Source organism: Halarcobacter sp. (genome assembly GCF_963675975.1).
Classification (GTDB): domain Bacteria; phylum Campylobacterota; class Campylobacteria; order Campylobacterales; family Arcobacteraceae; genus Halarcobacter.
In genome coordinates, this window is record NZ_OY780939.1 from 3,160,871 (window position 1) to 3,184,455 (window position 23,585).

Annotated in this window: 36 protein-coding genes; 10 read left to right on the top strand and 26 right to left on the bottom strand. The window is 29.9% G+C overall.

Annotated features, from left to right (window positions below; translation table 11 throughout):
- Positions 1–52: 52 nt before the first annotated feature.
- The 7 genes from ACKU3H_RS15665 to ACKU3H_RS15695 all read left to right on the top strand — a co-directional run bounded on the left by ACKU3H_RS15665 (position 53) and on the right by ACKU3H_RS15695 (position 6,473).
- A complete protein-coding gene (locus tag ACKU3H_RS15665; protein ID WP_320034803.1) occupies positions 53–454 on the top strand; it encodes a phage protein Gp36 family protein in 402 nt (133 codons plus the stop codon).
- Positions 454–966, top strand: a complete 513-nt coding sequence (locus ACKU3H_RS15670) for a DUF1804 family protein (RefSeq protein WP_320034804.1) — start codon at positions 454–456, stop codon at positions 964–966. The genes ACKU3H_RS15665 and ACKU3H_RS15670 overlap by 1 nt, the downstream gene beginning before the upstream one ends.
- Positions 953–2,683 carry a hypothetical protein gene (locus ACKU3H_RS15675; RefSeq protein ID WP_320034805.1) on the top strand — a complete coding sequence of 577 codons (1,731 nt, stop codon included), beginning with the start codon at positions 953–955 and terminating at the stop codon, positions 2,681–2,683. Before ACKU3H_RS15670 ends, ACKU3H_RS15675 begins: the two co-directional genes overlap by 14 nt.
- Complete coding sequence (locus ACKU3H_RS15680; RefSeq protein WP_320034806.1) at positions 2,680–4,074, top strand: DUF935 family protein; 1,395 nt, start codon at positions 2,680–2,682, stop codon at positions 4,072–4,074. Before ACKU3H_RS15675 ends, ACKU3H_RS15680 begins: the two co-directional genes overlap by 4 nt.
- A complete protein-coding gene (locus ACKU3H_RS15685; protein ID WP_320034807.1) occupies positions 4,067–5,320 on the top strand; it encodes a phage minor head protein in 1,254 nt (417 codons plus the stop codon). Before ACKU3H_RS15680 ends, ACKU3H_RS15685 begins: the two co-directional genes overlap by 8 nt.
- Before the next feature lie 133 nt (positions 5,321–5,453).
- Positions 5,454–5,927: a phage virion morphogenesis protein gene (locus ACKU3H_RS15690; RefSeq protein WP_320034808.1), complete on the top strand. Its 474-nt coding sequence runs from the start codon at positions 5,454–5,456 to the stop codon at positions 5,925–5,927.
- Positions 5,928–5,948: 21 nt separating this feature from the next.
- A complete protein-coding gene (locus ACKU3H_RS15695) occupies positions 5,949–6,473 on the top strand; it encodes a hypothetical protein (protein WP_320034809.1) in 525 nt (174 codons plus the stop codon).
- Here ACKU3H_RS15695 and ACKU3H_RS15700 read toward each other — a convergent pair.
- From ACKU3H_RS15700 to ACKU3H_RS15795, 20 genes are all read right to left on the bottom strand, one after another.
- A complete protein-coding gene (locus ACKU3H_RS15700; protein ID WP_320034810.1) occupies positions 6,465–6,743 on the bottom strand; it encodes a Mor transcription activator family protein in 279 nt (92 codons plus the stop codon). The two genes, ACKU3H_RS15695 and ACKU3H_RS15700, sit on opposite strands and share 9 nt — an antisense overlap.
- Positions 6,744–6,939: 196 nt before the next feature.
- Positions 6,940–7,155, bottom strand: a complete 216-nt coding sequence (locus tag ACKU3H_RS15705; RefSeq protein WP_320034811.1) for a hypothetical protein — start codon at positions 7,153–7,155, stop codon at positions 6,940–6,942.
- A 9-nt stretch (positions 7,156–7,164) separates the two neighbouring features.
- The gene (locus ACKU3H_RS15710) at positions 7,165–7,575 is read right to left on the bottom strand and encodes a phage protein GemA/Gp16 family protein (protein ID WP_320034812.1); all 411 of its coding nucleotides are present in this window, start codon (positions 7,573–7,575) and stop codon (positions 7,165–7,167) included.
- Positions 7,576–7,670: 95 nt separating this feature from the next.
- Positions 7,671–8,585, bottom strand: a complete 915-nt coding sequence (locus ACKU3H_RS15715; protein ID WP_320034813.1) for a helicase DnaB — start codon at positions 8,583–8,585, stop codon at positions 7,671–7,673.
- The gene (locus ACKU3H_RS15720) at positions 8,582–8,893 is read right to left on the bottom strand and encodes a hypothetical protein (protein ID WP_320034814.1); all 312 of its coding nucleotides are present in this window, start codon (positions 8,891–8,893) and stop codon (positions 8,582–8,584) included. The genes ACKU3H_RS15715 and ACKU3H_RS15720 overlap by 4 nt, the downstream gene beginning before the upstream one ends.
- Entirely contained in the window at positions 8,893–9,171 is a 279-nt protein-coding gene (locus ACKU3H_RS15725) for a hypothetical protein (protein ID WP_320034815.1), read from the bottom strand. The genes ACKU3H_RS15720 and ACKU3H_RS15725 overlap by 1 nt, the downstream gene beginning before the upstream one ends.
- Positions 9,171–9,386 carry a hypothetical protein gene (locus ACKU3H_RS15730; RefSeq protein ID WP_320034816.1) on the bottom strand — a complete coding sequence of 72 codons (216 nt, stop codon included), beginning with the start codon at positions 9,384–9,386 and terminating at the stop codon, positions 9,171–9,173. Before ACKU3H_RS15730 ends, ACKU3H_RS15725 begins: the two co-directional genes overlap by 1 nt.
- A 53-nt stretch (positions 9,387–9,439) precedes the next feature.
- On the bottom strand, positions 9,440–9,784 hold the full coding sequence (locus tag ACKU3H_RS15735) for a hypothetical protein (RefSeq protein WP_320034817.1): 345 nt from the start codon (positions 9,782–9,784) through the stop codon (positions 9,440–9,442).
- Positions 9,777–10,223, bottom strand: a complete 447-nt coding sequence (locus ACKU3H_RS15740; RefSeq protein WP_320034818.1) for a hypothetical protein — start codon at positions 10,221–10,223, stop codon at positions 9,777–9,779. Before ACKU3H_RS15740 ends, ACKU3H_RS15735 begins: the two co-directional genes overlap by 8 nt.
- A 1-nt stretch (position 10,224) precedes the next feature.
- Entirely contained in the window at positions 10,225–10,407 is a 183-nt protein-coding gene (locus ACKU3H_RS15745; RefSeq protein WP_320034819.1) for a hypothetical protein, read from the bottom strand.
- Position 10,408: 1 nt separating this feature from the next.
- On the bottom strand, positions 10,409–10,966 hold the full coding sequence (locus ACKU3H_RS15750) for an N-acetylmuramoyl-L-alanine amidase (RefSeq protein ID WP_320034820.1): 558 nt from the start codon (positions 10,964–10,966) through the stop codon (positions 10,409–10,411).
- Between the two features lies 1 nt (position 10,967).
- On the bottom strand, positions 10,968–11,582 hold the full coding sequence (locus ACKU3H_RS15755) for a DUF3164 family protein (protein ID WP_320034821.1): 615 nt from the start codon (positions 11,580–11,582) through the stop codon (positions 10,968–10,970).
- Positions 11,582–12,028, bottom strand: coding sequence for a hypothetical protein (locus ACKU3H_RS15760; protein WP_320034822.1), 447 nt, complete (start codon positions 12,026–12,028; stop codon positions 11,582–11,584). The genes ACKU3H_RS15755 and ACKU3H_RS15760 overlap by 1 nt, the downstream gene beginning before the upstream one ends.
- Positions 12,029–12,207: 179 nt before the next feature.
- A complete protein-coding gene (locus tag ACKU3H_RS15765; RefSeq protein WP_320034823.1) occupies positions 12,208–12,390 on the bottom strand; it encodes a hypothetical protein in 183 nt (60 codons plus the stop codon).
- Positions 12,387–12,536: a hypothetical protein gene (locus ACKU3H_RS15770; protein ID WP_320034824.1), complete on the bottom strand. Its 150-nt coding sequence runs from the start codon at positions 12,534–12,536 to the stop codon at positions 12,387–12,389. The genes ACKU3H_RS15765 and ACKU3H_RS15770 overlap by 4 nt, the downstream gene beginning before the upstream one ends.
- Positions 12,527–12,766 carry a hypothetical protein gene (locus ACKU3H_RS15775; protein WP_320034825.1) on the bottom strand — a complete coding sequence of 80 codons (240 nt, stop codon included), beginning with the start codon at positions 12,764–12,766 and terminating at the stop codon, positions 12,527–12,529. The genes ACKU3H_RS15770 and ACKU3H_RS15775 overlap by 10 nt, the downstream gene beginning before the upstream one ends.
- Positions 12,751–13,437 (bottom strand): hypothetical protein, encoded by a 687-nt coding sequence (locus ACKU3H_RS15780; protein WP_320034826.1) that lies wholly within the window; start codon positions 13,435–13,437, stop codon positions 12,751–12,753. The genes ACKU3H_RS15775 and ACKU3H_RS15780 overlap by 16 nt, the downstream gene beginning before the upstream one ends.
- On the bottom strand, positions 13,421–14,125 hold the full coding sequence (locus ACKU3H_RS15785; protein ID WP_320034827.1) for an AAA family ATPase: 705 nt from the start codon (positions 14,123–14,125) through the stop codon (positions 13,421–13,423). Before ACKU3H_RS15785 ends, ACKU3H_RS15780 begins: the two co-directional genes overlap by 17 nt.
- A 75-nt stretch (positions 14,126–14,200) precedes the next feature.
- On the bottom strand, positions 14,201–16,282 hold the full coding sequence (locus ACKU3H_RS15790) for a DDE-type integrase/transposase/recombinase (protein WP_320034828.1): 2,082 nt from the start codon (positions 16,280–16,282) through the stop codon (positions 14,201–14,203).
- A 1-nt stretch (position 16,283) separates the two neighbouring features.
- Positions 16,284–16,565, bottom strand: coding sequence for a hypothetical protein (locus ACKU3H_RS15795; RefSeq protein WP_320034829.1), 282 nt, complete (start codon positions 16,563–16,565; stop codon positions 16,284–16,286).
- A gap of 199 nt (positions 16,566–16,764) precedes the next feature.
- On the opposite strand from ACKU3H_RS15795, the gene ACKU3H_RS15800 reads away from it, so the two are divergent.
- Positions 16,765–16,980 carry a hypothetical protein gene (locus tag ACKU3H_RS15800; protein ID WP_320034830.1) on the top strand — a complete coding sequence of 72 codons (216 nt, stop codon included), beginning with the start codon at positions 16,765–16,767 and terminating at the stop codon, positions 16,978–16,980.
- Here ACKU3H_RS15800 and ACKU3H_RS15805 read toward each other — a convergent pair.
- Complete coding sequence (locus ACKU3H_RS15805) at positions 16,964–17,089, bottom strand: hypothetical protein (protein ID WP_320034831.1); 126 nt, start codon at positions 17,087–17,089, stop codon at positions 16,964–16,966. The genes ACKU3H_RS15800 and ACKU3H_RS15805 overlap by 17 nt on opposite strands.
- 443 nt (positions 17,090–17,532) lie before the next feature.
- On the opposite strand from ACKU3H_RS15805, the gene ACKU3H_RS15810 reads away from it, so the two are divergent.
- Positions 17,533–18,216, top strand: coding sequence for a S24 family peptidase (locus tag ACKU3H_RS15810; protein ID WP_320034832.1), 684 nt, complete (start codon positions 17,533–17,535; stop codon positions 18,214–18,216).
- 37 nt (positions 18,217–18,253) lie between these two features.
- Complete coding sequence (locus ACKU3H_RS15815) at positions 18,254–18,526, top strand: hypothetical protein (protein ID WP_320034833.1); 273 nt, start codon at positions 18,254–18,256, stop codon at positions 18,524–18,526.
- A gap of 494 nt (positions 18,527–19,020) precedes the next feature.
- Here the strand turns inward: ACKU3H_RS15815 and ACKU3H_RS15820 are convergent, their stop codons facing one another.
- The 5 genes from ACKU3H_RS15820 to def form a co-directional block, all read right to left on the bottom strand.
- A complete protein-coding gene (locus tag ACKU3H_RS15820) occupies positions 19,021–19,665 on the bottom strand; it encodes a hypothetical protein (RefSeq protein WP_320034834.1) in 645 nt (214 codons plus the stop codon).
- Positions 19,637–20,434 carry a hypothetical protein gene (locus ACKU3H_RS15825; protein ID WP_320034835.1) on the bottom strand — a complete coding sequence of 266 codons (798 nt, stop codon included), beginning with the start codon at positions 20,432–20,434 and terminating at the stop codon, positions 19,637–19,639. The genes ACKU3H_RS15820 and ACKU3H_RS15825 overlap by 29 nt, the downstream gene beginning before the upstream one ends.
- Positions 20,435–20,512: 78 nt before the next feature.
- The gene (gene era, locus ACKU3H_RS15830; protein ID WP_320034836.1) at positions 20,513–21,397 is read right to left on the bottom strand and encodes a GTPase Era; all 885 of its coding nucleotides are present in this window, start codon (positions 21,395–21,397) and stop codon (positions 20,513–20,515) included.
- A 50-nt stretch (positions 21,398–21,447) separates the two neighbouring features.
- The gene (locus ACKU3H_RS15835; protein ID WP_320034837.1) at positions 21,448–22,947 is read right to left on the bottom strand and encodes a YifB family Mg chelatase-like AAA ATPase; all 1,500 of its coding nucleotides are present in this window, start codon (positions 22,945–22,947) and stop codon (positions 21,448–21,450) included.
- A gap of 122 nt (positions 22,948–23,069) precedes the next feature.
- Positions 23,070–23,585: a peptide deformylase gene (def, locus tag ACKU3H_RS15840; protein WP_320034838.1), complete on the bottom strand. Its 516-nt coding sequence runs from the start codon at positions 23,583–23,585 to the stop codon at positions 23,070–23,072.

Consider the following 23,585-nt stretch of genomic DNA (forward strand, 5'->3'; position numbering starts at 1 on the left):
AGAGAAAAGAGTTTTTAAACAGGTTTTAAACACCATAGCTAAAGGATTTAAATTGATTACAAATGTAGATTTACTAAAAGATATAAGCCAACAACAATTATTAGAATTATCTGACCTAAATGCAACTGGAGAAATAGATCAAGATGTTATTGATGATTCTATTAACGATGCCATATCTTTTATTGAGTCTTACATAATCTTACCATTAAATCCAACTAAGCTTTTAAAAAAGATTATAGTTCAAGAAACTATATATGAACTAAGAGCAAAAAATAGACTACTAAGTGATGAGGATAAAGAGCTAAGAAAAGAAAACGAATCTAAGCTTTACAAGATGAGCGTAGGAAAACTTATCACAGAAGAAAGAACTGATACCTCTACACCTGTTGTATCTTCAAACTATGCTTTTAGACATAGACCTAGAAAAAAAGTAAGAACTAGAGGGTTTAGATAATGAGTGAAAAAAAACTAAGCAAAGCAGATATTAATAGAATTGCAGCACGTGGTCTTTTTGTAGATGCAAATTACTCAAGAGAGAGAATAGCTGAGACTTTAGAAGTTGGAGTTAAAACTGTAGATAACTATAAAACAAAAGATAAATCTCTTGGATTTGATTGGCTTACCCTAAGAGCTGCTAAACATATCAAAGATACAGAAGAAAACAAAGAGAATATGTACTCTCTTTTTATGCAGTATATGATGGACTCTTTAAAAGATATCAGAGAAAATGAGCAATTACCAGCTGAGAAAAAGACTCAAGCTATAGCCTCACTTGGAGATAGTTTTTCAAAGATGGGGAAAGTAGCAAGGCAAGAAGACCCTGAAGCTTACAAGTTAGGACTTATAAAACATGTAGTGCAACATATCCTTTTATCTTTAAAAGAGGTACTTGATAAAGAGACTATGGAAAAAGTTATAGATGTAGTTTACTCTATCCAAGAGGATTTGATAGATGTCTCTATTTGAAAAAAGTGAGCTTGTAGGTTTACTAAATAGTACCTATGAAGAGGCAATAGATGAAGGCAAATCTCAATATAGTGCCTTAAAACTTTCAAGATTAGAATATAGATCATGGGTAAATGACTTTGCAGCTGGATTAAAACAGCAAATCAAAGTTACTAACATTTTAGATCCAAAAAAAAAGAAGCAAAGAAAAGATAAGCAATCAAAAGACTTTCACTATTTTAGAGAGACTTATTTCCCTCACTACTATAGCTTAGAGGGTAAATCAAAGCTTCAAGAGCACCTAGAAGAGTGTTACAAAAGAATTATAGACAAATACAAACCTTACGGGATGAAGTTTGCAATAGCAGCTCCAAGGGGATTTGGTAAATCTACAGATGTATCTATTGTTTTTCCTATCTGGTGTGTGGTAAATGGTTATAAAAACTTCATAACTATTTTTTCAGATGCAATAGAACTAGCAGAGACTTTAGTAGAGTCTATCAAAGCAGAACTAGAAGAAAATGAAAGATTAAAAGCAGATTTTCCAGAAGCAACAGGTGTTGGACTTGTTTGGAAAATAGGAAACATAGTCACAAAGAACAATATCAAAATAAGAGCTTATGGATCAGGAAAAAGAGTAAGGGGTGTTAAGCATGGAGTGTTTAGACCTGATTTAGCCATAATAGATGATTTAGAAAATGATACAAATGTAAGAAGTAGAAAACAAAGAGACAAACTAGAAGAGTGGCTAGATGAAGCTATTGATAACTTAGGGTCAGTTGATGATAGCATGGATATATTATATATAGGAACTATTCTACATAGAGACTCTGTATTGGCTAGAAAACTAAAACTAGAGTTTTGGCATCCTGTAAAATTTAGAGCCTTAGAGTCATATCCTGAGAATATGGATATGTGGGAAGAGTTTTCAAGAATACACAAATATGAAGGTATAGAAGCCTCACATAACTATTATTTAGAACACAAATCAAAGATGGATGAAGGTGCTGTATTACTTTGGGCAGCTGTAACCTTAGAATCACTTATGAGAAAAAGAGCTCAAAACAATAGAGCCTTTCAAAAAGAGCAACAAAACAACCCAAATAGTGAGAACCAAAAGTTTGACTCAAGCAAATTTAAAAAGATATCACATACCCAAATGCCTAAACTAGATAGAGTCTATGGCTTTGTAGATGTTAAAGGGGATAGTAGTGATGGAGATTACTTTGCAGTTGTGATTGGTGGAGTTAGTGATGAAACCCAAAAACTTTATATATTTTACTCTATGCATAAAAGATTAAAAGGTCGTGCAGCAGTTTTAAAAATGCTTGAGATAGTAAAAAGTATAAAAATAAACCTTTTAGGTGGGGATAAAAATGGAGGCTTTCACTTCTATAGAGACTGGTTTAAAAGTGAAGCATGGCTAAAAGGTATAAAAATACCTCAATTAAAATTTACCCATCATACTGATAATAAAGAAGATCGTATGGGTGAAATGGAGTTTCCTATAAATGATGAAGATGTAATCTTTGTAGGAGAGCATCAAGAACTTTGGAATGAAATGGATGACTTCCCAGAATCAGACTTTGATGACCTACACGATGCTTTTACAGGTGTATATGATCTAAGTAAAATCAAAAAACTAAAAAAAGGTTCAAACAAAAGAACAAACGTAAGAGGCAATAATAGAAGGCACCAAAGACCTAAAAGAAACACTACAAGAAGAGGTAGAAGATGATAGTTGATAAAAATGGCAAACCAATATCTGCAAGTAAAAACGAAGTAAAAAATGACAAAAGAACAAACTTCAAATTTAGCTCAAAAGTTAAATCTCTAGTAGATTCACTAATAGAGCTTCCAGTTCAAAGTTCATGGCTAAATCAATATGAAATAGATAAGATAAATAGAGACTCAACAGTTATTGCTGCAAAAGCAAGAAGAAAATCTGCAACCCTAAAAAAAGAGATTTTGATAACTTGTGATGATGATATAATAAAAGAGAATCTAGAAGAGACCTTCAACTACGATGTTATAAACTCAATACTGGATATCCCTTTTCAAGGCTTTGGAGTATTTGAGTTAGTTTGGAAAGAGAAAGATGGTATCTATTATCCAGAACTAATTGAGAGATACTATAGAGAGTTCTTACTAAAAGATAGAGTTTTAAAATATGCACCATATGGAATACCACAAGATATCCCAATATATAAAGCAGTACATGGAGTATATGAAGCAAAACCAGATAAACCATATGGACAACCTTTATACAATCCATTATTTTGGTTAATAGAGTTTAAAAACGCTTCGATGGAATTTTGGGTAGAACTATTAGAAAGATTTGGTACACCTTGGGTTATTGCTAAAACAGAAGGCAACAAAGATGAACTAGCAGATGAGATTTATAATATGCTAGGTGGGGATGGTGCAACCATTGATATAGATGATGAGATTGATTTAAAAACAGCTGAGAAATCAGGAAACTTCAAAGAGCTTATTGAGTATATAGATGACCAAATAAGAGAACTACTAACTGGAGGAAATCTTACAGGAAATGTAAAAGGTGGTTCACACGCTGCAGCTAATGTACACAATGAGATTAGAGAAGATTTAGCTAGAGCTGATGAAAACATTGTAAATAAAGTCATCAGACAAGTTGTAAAACTATTTAAAGAAGGAAACTATCTAAACGATGATATCCAAGCAAAATTAAAAGATAAAGATGATCCAAACAAAGAGTTAGTTGATAGAGACAAAGTTATAGCTGATATGGGATATAGACCTAAAAAAGAGTATATAGAAAAAACCTATAACATAGAAGTAGAAGATGCAGCACCACCTCAAGAACAAGCTATGATACAAAACCATAAGATGAGTTTTAGTAAAGCTTTACCTCAAGATGAGTTAGACTATCAAACTCAAAATATAGATACCTCAAATCCACTAACATTTCAAAAGCAAATTTTAGAAATAGTTGAAAATAGTAGGTCTTATGATGAAGTGCAAAAGAAACTTTTAAGTTTATCAAAGAACATAAATACAAATGATCTATATGACAACCTAGTAAAGTATATGACAAACTCAAGCATACAAGGTGTAGCTGAGATAGAGGATGAGAACCCAAATGGTTAGATTTGATTTTAATCTAGAACCAAAAGAGGCTGTTGAGTACCTAAAAAACAAAGGGTATAAACTAAGCTTTGATTATACAGATGTTAGCAAAGAGGCACACCACAAAGCTTTTACAGTAGCTAAAATGACAAGTTTAGATTTATTAACAGATGTACACCAAGCACTTTTAAAAGCTATGAAAAATGGTACAGGTTTCGATGAGTTTCAAAAAAACATCCAACCAACCTTAGAAAAAAAAGGTTGGTGGGGATTAAAAGATATAGTTAATCCTAGTACAGGAGAGGTCAAAACTATAAATATAGGTTCAAGTAGACTAAGAACCATCTATGAAACTAACATGAGAACTGCTTACAATGTAGCTAGAGAGCAACAAATGGATAAGTTACCTTTGTCTGTTTATAGAAGATATGTTTCAGCCTTATTAGAAAATACTAGAGATTCACATAGAGCTTTACATGGAATCATAAAACATAAAGATGATGAGTTCTGGGTTCTAAACTCACCACCAAATGATTTTAACTGCAAGTGTAGAAAACAAGCTGTTAGTAAAAGGGAAATGAAAAAGCAAGGCTGGAGCATAACAGAAGGTAAACTAGAGGATATCGCTTCAGATGAATTTGCATACGATATAGCAGAACATAAATATAAACTTGACAATCTATACTTCCAAAAGGTACAAGCCTTAAGATGTCAGCAAAAAGCTTTTGCAAAAAACAAAAAGGTTTTATGCCCTTTTGAGGAGACTATAAAAGAAAATTATAAAAGTGATATGCTAAGTTTAAGACCTAGCAAACAAGAGTGGGATAAATTTGTAGATGATAGTTTAGATAAAAGTATTAAAAACCACCAATCCGTATATTTGGGTTTTTTAACGATGGTTAAAGGTTTAGAAAAATACTTAGATAAGACCCCTCCAAAAAGTGATTTAATACTTGCTGATACAGGAACTATAAGAAATCTAAGAGCAAAGGGTGCAGATAACTCTAATGCACAAAATCCTAAAAATGTTTTAACAATAGATCAAATAAAAGAACTACACACTAAGATACATATTCCAGATGAGATTTATGATGATGGAGATATATTATTAATTTATGATATAGATAAAGGGAAAAGCAAATTAGTAATAAAAATTGATTATGAGTCGAAAAAATATATTTATAATGATATTTATTCAGGTCAAGTTTATGATGATGTTGGAAGTCTTAAATACAACGTTTTAAAAGATGCAAAAAAGATAAAATAGGCAAGTAGCCGGGAATCGAACCCGGGACCCGATGTGATTTACACCCGAAAATGTAAATCCTCACCCGTTCTACCGCTGAAACTTACTTACTTGCCTACTTTTATATAAAAATTATAACATATTAGGAGATATTATGCAAATAAACACTACAGGACTTGACGACCTACAAGCAAAACTTATCAACATACAAGAAAAGATTGAGAACACACAGCCACTTATGGGTGAGTTGTCAAATCATCTTGAAAATATAGTTTTAAATAGTTTTGAAAAACAGATGTCTCCAGATGGTAAACCTTGGAGTCCTATTAAAGCAAGAAAAACAGATCCACACCCAGAGAAGATACTGTATTCTTCAGGGAATTTGCAAGGAAGCTTATATTCAAAAGCCACAAAAGATTCAGCTATAGTTGGACTAAATGCTGTGTCAAATAGTTTTCAATACCCACTAACACATCAATTTGGAACAGATAAAGCAGGAAGAAATAAGAAAGTTACGATAGTAGCACGTCCATTTATGCCTGTTGATGCAGAGGGAAAAGTATATGCTGGAGTAGAAGATGAGTTATTAGAGCTAGTAGAAGACTATATTGAAGAGTTTTTGATATAATCAAAATAAAAAAGGCTATACATGGACTCAAGTATTATAAGTGCATTAAGTGGTTTAGGTGGTGCATCTATTGGTGGTTTAGTTTCTTATTGGGTAATGAAAGAAAACAATAAACATAATTTAGAGATTAAAAACTTAGAGTTTAGGCAAAAGCTACTTGTAGACATAAGTATGATTTCATCAAAGTATTTTTACAAAGTACATATTTTATTTAATATTATTGGAATGAAAGAAATTGCTGGAACAAATATAGAATTTATTGATGAAAAGTATAAGTTGCAATTCCATGAAGATAATTTAGTTTATAATTCAAGAACTGAAGAACTTTTAGAAATAGAATCTAAACTTAATATACTAAATTTAGAAGAGGTATTTAAAATTATAAATACGTATGATGTTAGTATTTTAGAATTTAGAAAATTGATTGCTGAAAATAAAATAGCCTTTCCTTTTCCTGATGAGACAGCAACTTTTGTTAAAGATGTAAATAAATTAAAAATCAAATATTATGAAGAATTACAAAAAGAACTAAAGAAGTTAAAATAAGCTAGAAGCTTGTCTAGCTTCTTTTGTTATATCCTGAATTTGCCTTTCTGTTAAGTTATATTTTTTTGATAATTTTTTTGTTAGACCTATTTCTCCAACACATTTTTTATACTCCTTTAAAATTTCTTCATTTCTAAGAGTTGTTTTATAAGAAGGTATATAGTAAGTAGTGCCACCAAACTCTTTGATTACAGCTTCTAAATCAGTATCATCTTTTTTTATAAACTTAAAAAACTCTTCAAATAAGTCAAGATTAGTAATTGCAGACACTTCTATCCCCTTTCATTTCTTTTTTGAAAGTATATCAAATTTAATTGCAATATGCAAGATAATATTATTTTATATTTCAATAAGTCATTAATTTATAATAGTATTACATTTTGTGATTAATTAGGCTATAAGAAGATTTATAGCCTTTGCTTGTGAATTAAGCGTGTAGATTTTTTATAGGATTATTTATTTAAAGTTATTTCCAAATAACATCATAGCCAAGGCTTTTCAACTTATCTTGTAAATAATTAATATCTTTAATTAAAAGTTTCCTATCCTCTCTTAGATTTTTTAACTCTTCTTGTTGTTTTAATATAATTATTAAAGCATTTATAGACGTTACCAAAGCAATAAAAATGCAAGAAGAAAGTAGTACATGACCAAAATTTTTAATTAAGCATTTATTTAACATATTTATTCCTTATCCCATATATTCTAAAGCTAAAATAATACTTTGAGCTTCATCTGTTTTAAAAGCATCTATCCTAGAAGCTTTATATCCAGCTATCTTACAAGCTAGTTTCATCAAAGCCTCTTCACTCTTGTCTCTAGCTTTTTCTTTCCATAAAACTCTTATCTTCTTTTTTTGTGCATCAGTTATTAAAGTTACTCTATCTTTATCACGTTTTAGCATAGGTATATCACTTACTTTTCTATAGCAAAAATCTAACAAAAGTTTTAGCTGGTCTATACTCATATCTTTTAAACTTTCAGCTGCAAATCTGCTTTGCATAAACTCTTTTCTCTCATCTTCATTATTAAATACATTACCTTTATTTATCTGTATTTTAGTGATTAGATTTTGTTTGTATTCTTTCTGTTTTGGTGTCATAATAGTCCTTTTAAGATTTGTTGTAACCTTTACAACTGTTACAACTCCCACCCTTTAGGGCTTTATTTGTGGTTGTTGTAGTGGTTGTAGTGGTTTCAAGATATTAATTTATAAGTTACAGGTCTACCTTTTTTCTCTTGGTGTTTAGACCAAAACTTATCCACATATTTTTCAAGTGTATCTCTTGCAGTTTTATCTGTTTTTTCATGTCCTACTGCTTTGAGTAATTCAGTTTGCATCATTCCATCTTTTGCTTTTTCAAGAACAGATTTTGTTTTTCTTACAAACTCTTCCTCGTAGGTTGACATAGTAGAATACACTTCATCAAGCTTTTCAAGTTTCAAAGATTTTGTATTTACAGACAATCCAACATCTTTTACTAAACTTCTTGCATGGGTTACTGTTAGCATAAAGTGAAGATTATTTTTATCTCTTGCTTTTTGTACAAGCTCATATACATTGTCAGGAGAGTTTATAAACACTTGAACCCCTGATATGGTAGAACCTGACTTTGTAGCATGATGCATGATAATAATAGTAGCTCCTGCATCTCTCATCTTCATAACTATCTTCATGAACTCTTCAGATTGACTCTTTGAGTCAGTATCCACATAGTCTTTTGTAGTCTCAAGAAAAAAAACTATTCCCTCAAAGTTTCCTACAGTAGCCTCTTTCGATATCTCTCTTAAATGCTCCATTGGAGTACATCTAAGCTTTGAGTTACTCACATATTCTATTTTAGGATTTGTTATAAGAGTTTGGTTTACAGCTCTATCTTTCAGAGTATTTAAAGAGTTATCCATATCAAGATATATTACCTCTTTAACAGACTCATGTTTTGCAATAGTAGTTGATAGCCCATATCCCAGCCAAGTCTTACCTTGCTTTGGTGGAGAGTAAATCAATGTCACAGAATTAGAATATAAAAAATCATCTATAAAAGCTACATTCTCATCCATATTAAAATCATCAGGAGATAAAACCACCCCATCTAAAAAATTAAAACTCATCTATTACCTCCATATCTAGCCTTAACTGTATTCAAGTTATCTTCAAGTTGCTTTTTTATTGTTTGTGCCTTTACAGGCTCTTTAGTTTCAAGCATCTCAATCATTTCATCAAAGGGATGCTTTCTCTTTAGTTCTACAAATAAGACTTTTAGAAGCCATTTATTTAACAGCTCTTGATTGTCTGTTTTTAGCTGCTTTAAAAAGTAGTCATAGAACTGTGGAAACTCATCAAAACTACTTATATGTGCAACCATCCTCTGATATGCTTCATCCATTTTATTATCACCTGTCTGTGGGGTTAATTCCATTATCTATATCCTATATATTCAGGTTCTACAACCTCCAGTTTGTCAGTATCAATTAAAATCATTAATATTGTTTCAGGCTTAAAATTGTCAGCACTCATTGCTTCCTCTCCATAATCTACATGAATACTATGAACAGGAGCCATAGTATTTTTACAGTTTTCTCCATTTTTGGCTTCGTGGAATACATATTCTACTTTCTGTAAATCTCTATGTTTAAAATCAAATATTAAATCACCTGACTTTAAAAACTTTGCAGGAATTTCAATTAATTGTTTCATCATCCACCCTTTACTATTCCACATTTTTTGCATTCAAACACAGCTCCAGCATAAACAGCTATAAGCTCAAAATCATGTTCACAGTTAGACTGTAGCTCTTTGATTCTTTCATATTTTTCAGCATTATCTGCATTGAGCTTATCTATCCTCTTGCAATTGTCAGCTATATACGCTTCCATTGCTTCTATATCTTCTTTTGTTGTATCTCCAAACATTAATTACCTTTCAACTAATCTCAATAGAACAGCTAAACAGCTGCTCTATGAAACTACTTATTTAATATTGTTAAATTGTTATACTCTTCTTGTGAAACTATTTCTAAGTCAAGCATTTTTTTAAGTCTTTTTTCTCTTACTTTGTCTTTTGATAAAAGTTGATTGTAAAGCTTTTGTTCTTGGGCTTTATCTTGTTTACTCTTTCTTTTTTTGTCAAAAAGTTTTTGAAGCTTTATTACAATTTTATTTCTTTCATCTGTAATCCTATTAAAATGATTATTGTTCATCGTTCTAATTAAATGGCTTTCCAAAGATGGAAGTAAATTTAAGCTCATAAAAAGTTCTAAGACCTCAAGAAGCTCTGGCTTGTCAAATTCTTTAAAATTAATTTTACTCATTATCTTTCCTCATATCATCAATAATGACTAGATCTGGAATAACTCCACTAGCACTTAAACCATCTAAAAACCTTAATGCTTCTTTGGTTGCTTCAGCTCTATGAATATGCCCTGATGTAAAAAATTTTTTATTGTAATTGACTTCATAACCTGTATATATTTCAACACTCCAATTTGTCATTCTTTGCCATATTAAAGATACACTCCAATCTCTAGATAAACACTCACTAAAAAGCTTCTCATAGTTATCATCAAGAACTTCAAAATATTCATCCATTTCTTCATAAGCAATTCTTACTAAATCAATCACATTGTCATGCTTTAAATAAATGCAAAACTTATGAATATAGTTAGCAACTTTTAAGATATCACCTTCTTCAAAAGTAATAATCCCATGATTAAAACCTTTTTTTAGTTTTACCTTTGTTCCAGTTTCCATATTAGTTCTCCTCTATATACTCTTGATTATCCAACCAATCAACAGCATCATTTAAAACCATATCTACATCAGTTCCTGTAAAAGTCTTACTATCATCCAAAGTAAGCTTATATTTCTTATCTTCAAACTTTAGTTTAAACTTTTCACAATCACCTTCAAGTATTTTTAGAAGTTGCTCTAGCATTTTATGCACCTTTTAAATACTTCAATGACATATCAATAGCCTCACAAAACCACTTAGTCAAATCCCCATCATGGAAACATTCACTAGCTCTTAGATAATCTTCATCATTGTCTATAAAGAAAGGCTCACATATGATGCATGGTGCAACTGTATTTTTAAGTAAATATCCACCTCTATCCTCGCTGGTCTTTTGTTTGATACCTCTATCTTTATTATCTAGCCTTTGAACTAAATGATTTTGAAAAATTCTTGATACCTCTTTTCCTTTTGAGCTCTTATGATAATAAAGCATCTCACAACCAGAGGCCTCTGTATTAAAAGCATTACAATGTAAACTTACTATCAAGTCAGGTTCTAGCTCATTTATCTCTTTTGGAAGAGCTGCATATCCATTTTCACGATATACAACTACAATCTCATCTATCAAGTTGTATTCACTAAAGTTATGTTCAATATCATGAGCTAACTTTCTATTAAACTCAAACTCACTTACACCATAAGAGCTATTTCTAGCTCCTTGGCTGTTTTCACTGTGTCCGATTACTACTGCTACTCTCATATCAAACTCCTGCGATATCTAAAGATACTTGCTTATAGTTTTCTCTTTGATTTTCTCTTGTATAAAATCTTATGTACTGTTTAGAAGCTACAATTTCAACTGACTCTGCAATTATTGCCATAGCCTCTAACCATTTTGGATGAGTGATGTCATAACTTCTAAGAGCTAAAATTTTTCTAGGATTTACCTCACCTTTTTTATCCACTTCAAAAGCTTTTGAAATTAACTGTTGAATATCAGGATTTGAGTCCTGTGTTATCTCATGTAAATACTCATCAATCTTTTTCTTAGCTATTTGAAGCTTTTCATCAAAGATGATGTTATCAGCTGTTGCAACTTGGATTTTTGCCGTTCCAGAGAAGTTCTCAAGAGTAAAACCTTTTACACCTTTTTTAGTTTCAACCCCGTATTTATCAAGTAACAGTTCAAAATATGAATCTACTTCATCATAAGCATCTTCTTTAAACTTTTTAATTACCTCTGTAACACCAGCTGCTTTACCTAAAATAGAATCAATCATCTCATCTTTGAGTTTATCTTCTATTTTTACCCTCTCTGGATGAACGGATTCACCGTTCTTTTTTATCCACCAACCTTTTTCGTCGAGTTTTGCCATTAATTACCTCCTAAATTTAAGTTTATTACACCACCTGTATAACCACTAACTCTTTTATGTGCCTCTAGCATCTCTTCAGCTGTTTCTATATCTTCATTTGTAATCTCAAATAAATATTCAGCTAATGCTCTCATACCCTCTGTACTTAATTGACCTTTAAACTCAACACCACGTGCAGATGCTTCATGAATGTCATCAACACTCTCACCTTTTGGTATTTTTTGGTTTGAATAACTATGAATATGTACATCATGATTGTCATGATTAGTTAAAAATGATAGAAAATGATGTAACTCTTTTTTTCTACCTTTTAATTTTTCAAGTCTCTTTGTTAACTCTTTTATTTTTGGTGTTTCTTTTGCACCTTCAACTACTTTCATTAATCTCCTACTCATCATCAAAGCTGCATACTCTGACTCTGATACCTCAATTGTTCTTTTTGACATATAAATCTCCTTAAATTAAATTGTTGAGTACTCAATAAAATCTTCACCCCAAGGGTGAAGACTCTATGAAAACTCATTTTTCACTTCCATATAAACTAGCCCACCTCTCATACATTCTTTTACAAGCAAGGTTCAACTGTTTGGGCTCCACATATTCAGCATTAGGTTTAATCTCCTTCTCACTCATCATCTAACCTTTTCAATCTACTCTCAACAACTTCGAGACCCAAATAAGTAGCTAAAAGCCTACATATAAACTCAGCTTTGGCTCTATTTACTTGTATCCCAACCGTTCCAACTTTTAGCACAAAAAGAGGTTTGTCTTTTTGATTTATCTTTTTTATACTAATTGCATCACTCATTTCTTAACCCTCTCCAGCTTATTGTCAAAACCTATTTTTTTACTATTAGGTTTAGTTACTAACCAACGTACTATTTCGTTAAATACAACTCCTAACATCACGAGAACAATTACAGCAACCATCACTTGCACATCATCTAAATACATCCTAACTCCTTTCCTAATTCATCAATACTTTTTGTATTTTCTACACCTATAATTTCCGTTTGCAACTCCCCATAAGTTTCTCTGACCTTTGCATATATTTTGTATGGATTTGGATACTTTCCTCTTTTTACCAAGCTAATAGTAGCTTTAGAGACACCCAACTCTTTTGCAACTTTGCCGATTGACTTCTCATTAATTTGCTGTCTTAATATTTCTAAGGCTTTATCCATAAGTGCCTCATTTCCGTATCTAACTTTGTATATGCACCATTTTCTTGAATCTCTTTTAGTATATATGCTGCTCTTTTTTTATCAACCTTATAAAACCGTCTTCTTTTAGAATCCCTTTTATAGTTTCCTATACGATCAGCTCTCCACTTTTTCATGTTAGATTTATCTGCCATTATTGGTGTAGAATCTATCACTCCAAACTTTTGAAGTCTTTTCCACCATTTTGTCAAGCCAGCAATTGTCGTTTCAGATTTTTCTATTAAATAAGCTCTAGTCACTTCATCTTCATTTTGTAAAACCTTTAAAAGTTTTACAATAACTTCAGGTACATAATTTTGCTGTTTTGCTTTTGTTTTTGAATTTTTTGTTCTTATCTCTTCTCTAGTGTTATAATCAAATAATCCGAAATCATCAGCAACAGGAGCAAGAACTCCTGTATTTTTAACAAGTACATAAACCCTGTCAGTTAATGGTTTCTTTTTGCTTACAAGCTTTATATAACCAGCATTTAACAAAGTAGCTAGGTATTTTTGCAAGTACAAAAGTGATGGTTCACAGATAATCAACACATCCCCTAGCCTAAAACTTCTACTCCTTCTCATATAGTTCCACATCTTTTGTCTAATACTTATTTTCTTTTTGTATTCAACTCTATTATTTGTTGTCCCCATATTCTGCTCCACTTGATTTAAATATTTTTTGATTTACACTTTTGATACTATTCATCTTGCAAAATTGCTCAAGCCTTATAAGTTGAACTTTTACTTGTCTTAGATTTGGTGTCTTGTGATAAAAATACTCAATCAAATCATCTTCAATAGTTATCTCGCTAAGTTTTGTTAGCTTTTCTATATCATCAAAACAAATGGATTGAAACTCTACAAAAGAAACAATCCTTGAATAAAAGTGTCTATGCTTTTTTAGCTTTCTATTTGCCTCTTCCATACCTACTAAAAATAACACTATTCCTGTCTCATCATGTAAGTCTCTTAAGGTCTCAAGAACCTCATATTTGGTTGATTTTAATAAGGCATCAATCTCATCAATTATTATTATCTGAGGTTCAGCTATCAAAGATTCTTTAACTCTTTTATATTTTGTTGCGGCTTGTCCAGATGCATCTAAATTCAACTCCATACAAAGCTCAGCCAAAAGTGAACTTTTAGTCCATGTCTGAACTGCTCTTAATAAAACTGCATTTTCCAATGCTGCAATCTTTTCAAGAGAAAATGTTTTTCCTAAACCAAAATTCCCAAAACCCAAACCCATCTTGGGAGCAGTTCTAGGCAATCTTTTCAAATTTTGAAAACCCTCATACATTTTGTTATAATTCTTTGTTTCTATAAAATCCTCTTTCATTATTACTCCTATGTTAGTTTTAAGTCTCTGCCAAAGACTCGAACAACAAGTGAAAGAGGTAAACCCTTCACTTGTCTATCCAACCTTTGCTTGTTTCTTTGCCATTTCCCATAGTTCTGGATATTCATTCGCTAGATTATTTGTAGATTCATCAACCATATTATTTTCTAAATCCCAAATAAACCTTTCCACAAAACTTGTAAATGCTGGTCTACCACTTGGTAAAACCTTTTGTGGTTTTCCATCCTCATCTTTATTTTTAAAGTCATATCTGTTTGATTTTTCCAACTCTTCTTTGTCTTTTGCTTCGATTTTTGGTGATTCTCTTAAAAGTGCATCAACGGTATTGGTTCTCTTTGTTACTGCTGTGGTCTTACCTTTTATCTCATCACTTACTGCTTCAATCCTATCTAGGATTGTTGGATCATTTATTGATTGTGCTTCTTTTACTATTTTGTCCATTTGTTTCATAAGAGCTTGAGATTTTTTCTTAGCTTTCCGGACTAGATATCTATCTTGTCCTAAGACTGATCTATCTTCAGCTATACAAATAAACTGCATATTCTCATCAAACACATAAATCACACCCAAATCTTGCGATGCCATCACATAAACATAATGTCCTGTAAGTTCAACTAACTCTAAAGCAACATAATCACATCCATCATAAGCAATCCCTCTTTTACCAACTTTTCTTGTGATTGATTCTCCAAGAAGCATACAAAGCATTCTCTCATCAGGTATACTTTGAACTGGTGTAGTGTCCCTATTCCATTTTAAAATAGGTTTAGTTTTCAATGTAGAGTGAACTCTTTGTTCATACATTTTATCAGTCCAGTTATCTATCCACATTTGAAGTTCATCAGGGCTTGTAAGAACTGATAATTCAAGTCCTATATTTTCTTTTTTGATTTTCCATGCATCACTCCAAAGTTTCTTTTCCTCCTCAGTTTTTAATTTTTGTTGTTCTCTCCATTTTTCTTGAGCTCTTATTTTGTCTGCAAAAGACTGTCTAGCTTGAAGCTCTTTTCTTTGAGCTACATCGTGACCAATATATCCTGGTATTTGCTCAAAAAGCTCTCTTGATAAAGTTCCAAACAACCTTTCTACAAACGGCTTACACTCACCACTAAAAGGTGGTACAATATTCATATTAATACCTAAGTTTAAACATATAGTTTCAAAGTGGTTTGAAGTATAGTCACGACCATTGTCAATCACTACATTTTCAGGAATACCAAGCTTTAATATTGCTTTTCTAAGTAACTGAGAAATGGAATATGCAGATGAACTCTCACACACATGAAATACAGCTCTTCTACTAAATACATCAATAGCAGCTATCACACTATATCTCTTACCATCATCACAAATAACATCAGCTGGAGTTGAATCTAGTTCCCAATAGTGGTTTTTATACTTAGCTTTTGCACTCTCATCACCATATGCAACTAAATACTTATTCTTAGCACTATCAGGAGACTTTGAAAACTCAAAAAGCAATGGGTTTTTTCTCTTCCATTCCTCAAAATAGGCATACAAAGTGTCTCTACTTGGCATACTGTCACCAAACATAAAACACATATTTCTATATATCTCAGATATACGTGGTCTTGAGGTTTTCAAAAAGTATCTTTGTGCAGCTTCCTTTTGTTTGTCACTTAAAGCTTTTACACCCTTTTTTGCTCCTCTTTTATCAATAAAAGCCTCTACTACATTTATTCCTTTTGCTCTAGCATCATTAAATTTTTTAAGCCAATCAAACAGCTGTTTTTGTGTTATTGGAAGTATCTCATCAAACTGTATGTCATTTGATATCACTTCATCAAGCCATCTTGCAGCTGATAGTTCATTTGACCTTTTCATATAAAACTCAATGAGCCTACATCTAAGAATAGCAGCTCTTTTTTTCTCAGGCGATGCTAAAAGATACTTGTTTGAAAGTTTCGCTTTTGAAATGTTAGTATCAGGTTCATTTTTTTTTGGTTTGATTTTTTCTTTATACCTTTGTGGCAAGTCTTCAAGATTATAGTGTTTTACAGGCTTTGCTGAGCCTTCAACCTTTTTAAGAGTGTAAGGCGTTTTTTTTAGAGCTTTTAAAATGTTATTAGGTTTTATATCTAATATCTCTACTAAATCTTTAATTGTATATTCCATCCTAGTTCTCCCATGGAAGTGAACCTATCCACACTCCATCAACTTTAAGTTGAGCTATTATTTTTCTAGTTGGTCCACTTTTGTTATTTTTACTTCCAATAAATGCACCATCAAGAACCTGCGATACAATTGCATGACCTACACCATAAGCTTTCGCATACGCTGTTACCGCAAATCCTCTTTTTTGAAACCTATTGAATATTTCAGTCATCTCTTCAATTTTCTCAGTTCTAAGATTTTTAGCTTTTATCTTTATGAAGTTTTTATTTACTACCCCACTCATCCTAACCTCCTAACTTCTCTTTGTCTAGCCAAAAAATATATATGTCCATACATAGTTTTTTTCTCTGTATTTAAATCCCAATTACCACATCTAACAATCATTTTATTTCCCTTTTATAATTACTTTAGTTATCCACAGTTAAGCCCTTGTTTGCTAGTATTGAGTACTCAATTCAAAAAACAGCAAAAAGGACTTAAATATGAGCAATATAAGTAAAGAAGAAGTCATACATATGATGAAAATTCAAGCTAAACTAATAAGTGAATCATTTGAATCATTATTTGAAATCCTTGAACTAACGCCAGAACAAATTGACAAATTTAATAGACTTTGTGATGACAAAATGTATGCAAGATATGACAAAGATCATCCTGCAGACATAAAAGATAAAGAGTCTGTTAACAATGACTCTTGAAATGGAAAGCAAAAACTAATCTTTCATAGAGGCTTTTAAATTTAGGTTCCTTACCTTTTTTTAAAGCTTTATTCCATTTTTTTATCAATGCTTTTTCACTTTTTTTCATAACTATCCTTTCTATATTTAAAGTTAAGCCCTCTATTACCTTTAAGTTTAGTTTGTTCGCATGCAATCACTGTAGCCAAGGAGAAATGACATTCCAGTTTTAGACAATAAAGGACTTAAGAATAAATACTTTATTCCAGTGGTTTCTTGTTTTGGTACACTGTACTTACCAACCTAATCATTATATTGTCACAGTCCTACTACTTAATGATTTAAGGATTTTTATTATTACTTGGCACATAGCATCAATCTAGACTCTATTCGTATAAGTGACTCCAAGCTGAGTTTTTAAATAACACACCAACAAAACAAAAAACTATAACCTTCTTGATTTTTTAATCTTTTTCGTTATAATTTCCTAACTGCTTCGTTAGCTTGTGAAATTATAATCAAATATGTTTAGATTGTCAAGCTTTAATAAACAAATTTGTTAAGGAATTAAATATGAACTTTGGTGAAAGACTTGTAAAAGCCCGAGAATACTTAGGTTATAATCAATCAAAATTTTCTGAAAAATTAGATTTAGCCGCTCAATCTTTAGCGAGATATGAAAAAAATAAGACAAAACCTTCAATGGAATTTGTATCAAAATTAACAAATATGTTTAATATTAACTCTAATTGGCTATTAACTGGTACAGGAAAAATACTTTTAGAAAATGAAAGTAGTGAAAATAATAGTCTAGTTGCAGAACCTAAACCTAAATATGAACCAAGTAGTAACAACTACCAAATAGATCTATTAAATGTAAGAGCTGGAGCTGGAGAAGGTATATATAATTATGTTATAGAAACAGTTGATACTATTTCCCTGGATAAAAGTTTTTTTAGAACACCTATAAATACAAATAAGGTAAAAGGCATACAAGTGGATGGAGACAGTATGGAGCCAACTTTAAGACATGGCGACTATGTCTTAATAGATGAAAATATTACTTTTGGTACTAATGGTATTTATGCTATTCAGTATGGTGGACAAATACTTATAAAAAGACTTCAATTTAAAATAGATGGAAGTATTCTAATTATAAGTGACAATCAAAAATATGAAAAAGAGATATTCAATCCACAAGAAAACCAGCTACCATTTAAAGTAATGGGAATAAAAGTATTAAGTATTCAAAGATAAGGATAGCAAGATGAAAAATATAAAAGTAGTGATATTATTGCTAATAGCAATTTTATTATCTGCATGTGCAGGTAAAAGTTTTAAATGGAACGATGTGAGAAGTGTTAAAATTGGTGATTCAAAAGAAATTCTTGCAAAAAAAATGCATACAAAACCTTATAGGATTACAACTAGTCAAATAAATGGTGAACATATAGAACAATACATTTATGTATATGTTGGATTTGATGGTTCAACAAAAAGTGTATTGTTTCCTATAAAAAACAATAAAGTGGTTTCTATACCTCATGTTCCAGACGAATTTAAATAAATATATATTATAAATAAATATACCCTAGTTACATTTTATTAGCAAATAATTATATACATTGGGTATATTAGTAAGGGTACATTACAACAACTTTACAACCAATCATAACTTAAAAATAAACGATTTTTTTTCCTAATCCTTTCCATACTACATTTTACTTACAACTAACGATTCTAACGCAAGTATGCTATTAATATGAGATGATTAATTTCCAAGATTTTTATATAAAAAATGAATAAAAGGAAGATTTGGGAAAAAAGAGAGGCACTTACTTTTTTAATTTCACAGCCCTACAACTGCTACAAAGACGATATATAGGGCTTAAATTAAAAAAACGCCTTTTGAAATAGTGCTAACTTTTCTTTTACTCCCTTACAGATTCATCACAATACAGACAATCAAAATATATTCCCTCTTTTTTTAAAGGAATAATAAGATTTTCTTTTAACGTATCAATATTGTAATTAGCTAAAAAACTATAATCGATAATAAAATCAAATTTTTTCATCTTTGTGCAACTTTAGAAAAATTTTCTCATTATCATTTTTTAAAAATACTTTATTTTTAAATATGTCGACTAATTTATACCCTTCTATAAAATCATCTTTTTTTATCCATATATTATTTATAAGAACTTCATTACCAACTATAGCTTTTAGTACAAAACTATTTTGTTTTTTTATCTTTAAATTTTTACTTGTTAGGGCTGTATAAGGTTTCTTTTGATAAAACTTTTTAAAACTTATATCTAAAGATAATTTGTTTTCAGACAGACTCATAGTCTCAATTTTTGAAAAATTATTAAATCTTTCGATAAAGTCAAGGAATAAAAATAAATTTTTAGGATTTGATATAAGTGACAATTTTATATTTCGATAATCTCTTTTTATAAAATTAATTGTAATATTATTCTTTAATGAAAACTCTTCTATTTGTTTTAATAGCTTGATATAAGAATCTTTCATTTTAACATCAATTATCTTTTTATCAAGTTTTACAATTGTTGTAGACTCATTATTTGTGTCATAAAAAAGATAACTTAACAATAGTATAATAATTAAGGGGAAAAGAAATATCTCTATTTTTAATCTTAAAGATAAAGATTCAAACTTATCTTCTATGGATCTTAATAGTGACATTACCAATAAACCTTTTACTTTCAGTATCAAAAGTAATATCTTCTAAACTATCTTTTTTTATATTATTAAAAAAACTATATATAGCATCTTTTGTATCTGATTCCAACTTTAAACCCAATTTTGAATCTTTTAAAACTACAGACATAATATGTACTTTGTTTTTATTAGCTTGATCAAACAATTCTTCAACAACTTTACTAATACTTGTAAATTTAATCTCATCTTTTATGTTTTTTGTATTAGAGATTATATCTTTTAATTCAAAACTCTTATTATAAGTATTAAATTCATAAAAATAAAAAACAGATAGTAAAATAAGAAAATAGACTAAAAAATATTTTAAAATATTTGATTTAATTGGTTTATGAAAATCTAGTTTTTTATTCTTATCAATTTTTACATCTTCTATAACATATACATTATTTAGATTTAAACTTTTTTGTAAGAAATCAATTACTTCATTTATAGTTATCGTATTTTCCAATCTTTGACAATAATAAAACTGCATGTCTTTGTAAACAACTGCATAATCTTTATAAAGATATATTTCATTGTTTTTTGAACTTTTAAAAAATAAAAATTCTGGAATATCATCTTCAAAAACTATAACTTGGTATAAACATAAAGATTCAACATAAGAGTATATATATCTAGTTTTTCTAGAAAACTCTATACCTTTTAACTTTAAATTTGTAAGTAAAAAGTTTTTTACTTGATGTTCTAATATTTTTTCTGTGGAATTTATCTCTAATAGTTCTATAATAAACACCTTATTTTTTACTAATAAGGTATTTTATTATTAATTATATTTTAAAAGGTTTAAATAAATGTATTTTTTTATTATTAATTAAAAAGTTATGTCGTAACCTAACTCTTTTAGACCTTGTTTATTTTTAGTCCAGCCTTTTTTGATAGATACAAATAGTTCTAAATAACACTTTCTACCTGTTAATTTTTCTATTTTAAGTCTGGCATCTTTCCCTATTCTTTTAATAGCAGTTGCACCTTTTCCTATTATCATACCTTTTTGAGTACCTTTTTGAACAATAATAGTGGCTTTTATTACGTCTATGTCCTTTTTTTCTTCAACCTTATTTATCAATACATCTGTTTCATAAGGAATTTCATCACTTATATTTTCAAATATTGATTCTCTAATAAACTCTTTAAAGATGTCTCTTAAATGCTCAGTTGTCATAATCTCTGGGTCATAAAGATAAGGATGCTCAGGTAAATGCTTTACAACATCATCTAAAATATCTGAATGTTTTGTTTGTTTTTTAATTGATACAGGAATAATCGCTTCATAATTTTGTGAATATTTTTCATATTCATTTATCTTTTCTAAAACCTCATTGTTTGTAACATTATCTATTTTTGTTAAAAGTAAAATATGTTTTGTATTTTTTTTGTTTTTTTCTAAAAAATCTTCATAATGTGTAAGTTTATCAGTAACTGGTGCTAAAAATAAAATCAAATCACAATCACCAATAGCTTTTAATGCCTCATCTAACATAAACTGATTTAAAAGTTTTTCTGTTTCGTGAAGTCCTGGTGTATCTACAAATACAATTTGGTCATCATTATGCATAACAATTATATTTGATCTTTTTCTTGTTGCATTTGCTTTGTGTGAGACCATAGCAATTTTTTCACCTACTAACCAATTTAATAAAGAACTCTTACCTGCATTTGGTCTACCTACAACTGATACATATCCACATTTACTCATCAATTTCCTTCTAATTATTTTAAAAAGCTATTATATCAAAATATAACTACTTATCTTCTTCTATAACTTAAAGCCTCAAGTAAATGCTTATATTTTATATTTTCTGAACTATCTAAATCAGCAATTGTTCTTGATACCTTTAATATTTTATTTATACTTCTAAATGATAGATTAAAGTTTATTGATGCTTTTTCTAAAACTTCATTTGAGTTTTCATCTAAAACACAATACTTTTTTATCTCTTCATCTGATAATTTTCCATTTAGCTCTTTTTGTCCCCTTAATTTTTGTATCTTAAAAGCTTCGATTACATCGTTGTGCATTTTTCTTGAATTTATTGAGCTTTTGTCATTTATATTTGACTCATTCATTATTACATATAAATCAATTCTGTCTAAAAAAGGCTCTGATAATTTTGATTTATATCTTTTTATCTCTAACTCATTGCATCTACAATTGTTATCTTTTAATAAAAGATTACCACAAGGACAAGGATTCATAGCAGCTACAAATAAAAATTTTGTATCATATATAATTTTTGAGTTAGAACGACTTACAAGCAATTTATGGTCTTGTAAAGGTTCTCTTAGGGCTTCTAATATAGATTGACTAAAATGAGGTAACTCATCAAAAAAAAGCAAACCATTGTTAGCCAAAGCAACCTCACCTAAACTGTTTCCACCTAATATTGATGCTTTTGTACTAGTACAGTGGGGAGAACGTTGTACTCTTAAGGGTTTAAAAGATGGTTCTTTTAGATTCAAAGCTTCAAGCTTGGCAACCTCTAATATCTCCTCTAAGCTCATAGGTGGCATTATAAAAGGTAAACGCCTTGATATCATAGTTTTACCACAACCAGGACTTCCTTCTAATATAATATTATGATTTCCTGCTGCACTTATTAGTGCTGCTCTTTTGGCATATTCTTGCCCTTTTATATCTAAAAAATCTTGTTCATATTCTGTTACAAAATAGTATTCTTTCTCTTTGATTTTTAATCTATTGTATTCTAGGGATTGTTTTTTGTATAAAAATCTACTCTTATCTTCACTTTTAAAAAAATCAATTGCTTCTAATAAATTTTTTACACTATAGATTTTTATATTTGGTATTTTTGATATCTTTTTGGCACTCTCTTCACAAACTAAAACATTTTGTATCATATTTTTTTTAGTTAGTGATAGAATAATAGGAAAAATAGAGATACTATCTTTAATAATACCATTTAAGGATAACTCCCCAAACACATGAAACTGCTCTAAATCTTTTATTTTTTCTTCATAAAGTGATATTAACAAAGCAATTGATAAATCAAAGTGAGTACCAGTTTTCTTAATCTCACTTGGAGCTAAATTTACTGTTACTTTTTTAGGTGGAAATTTATATTCATTTGTAAGTAATGCAGACTTTACTCTATCTTTTGATTCATTTATAGCTGTTGAAACCATGCCAACAATAGTAAAACTTGGTAGACCTTTTGTAAAAGTTGCTTCAACAAAAACTTCACTAGCTTCTAATTCATTTAAAGTTGCAGATTTTATAATTTTCATATCATTACTTTATATAATTTTTTATATTATATATTAAGTTGTATTAATATAATGATTTTATTTATTTTTTTGATTTATACAAATTAATTTAAAAGGAAGGAAGGGGAAAGAGAAAAGAAGAATTAGTTATTGTTTTTTAACTTCTTCTTCCACTCTTTTTCAAATTTTTTTCTTTTTATAATAGATAAGTTTTCTATAAATAAGTGTCCTTCTAGATGTTCCATTTCATGTTGCCATGCAACAGCTAAAAAATCTTCACACTCCATAGTTTGTTTTTCACCAAATCTATTATAATACTCAACTATAATATGTTGTGCTCTTTTTACCTCTTCGTTAAAACCTGGTACACTAAGACACCCTTCAATAAAAACTTGAACTCCATCTTTATGAGTGATTACAGGATTAATTGCTTCAATTAAATCAGCTTTATCCTGTATATCCTCTTCATTTGGAAGATTTATAACTAACACATTTAATGGAATTGCAACTTGAATTGCAGCAAGTCCAACTCCATTTTGGTTTATCATAGTTTCATACATATCATCTAATAGTGTGTGAAGCTCTTCATCAAACTTCTCTACATCCTTAGATTTAGTTCTAAGTAGTTTATTTGGATATGTTATTACTTCTCTAATCAT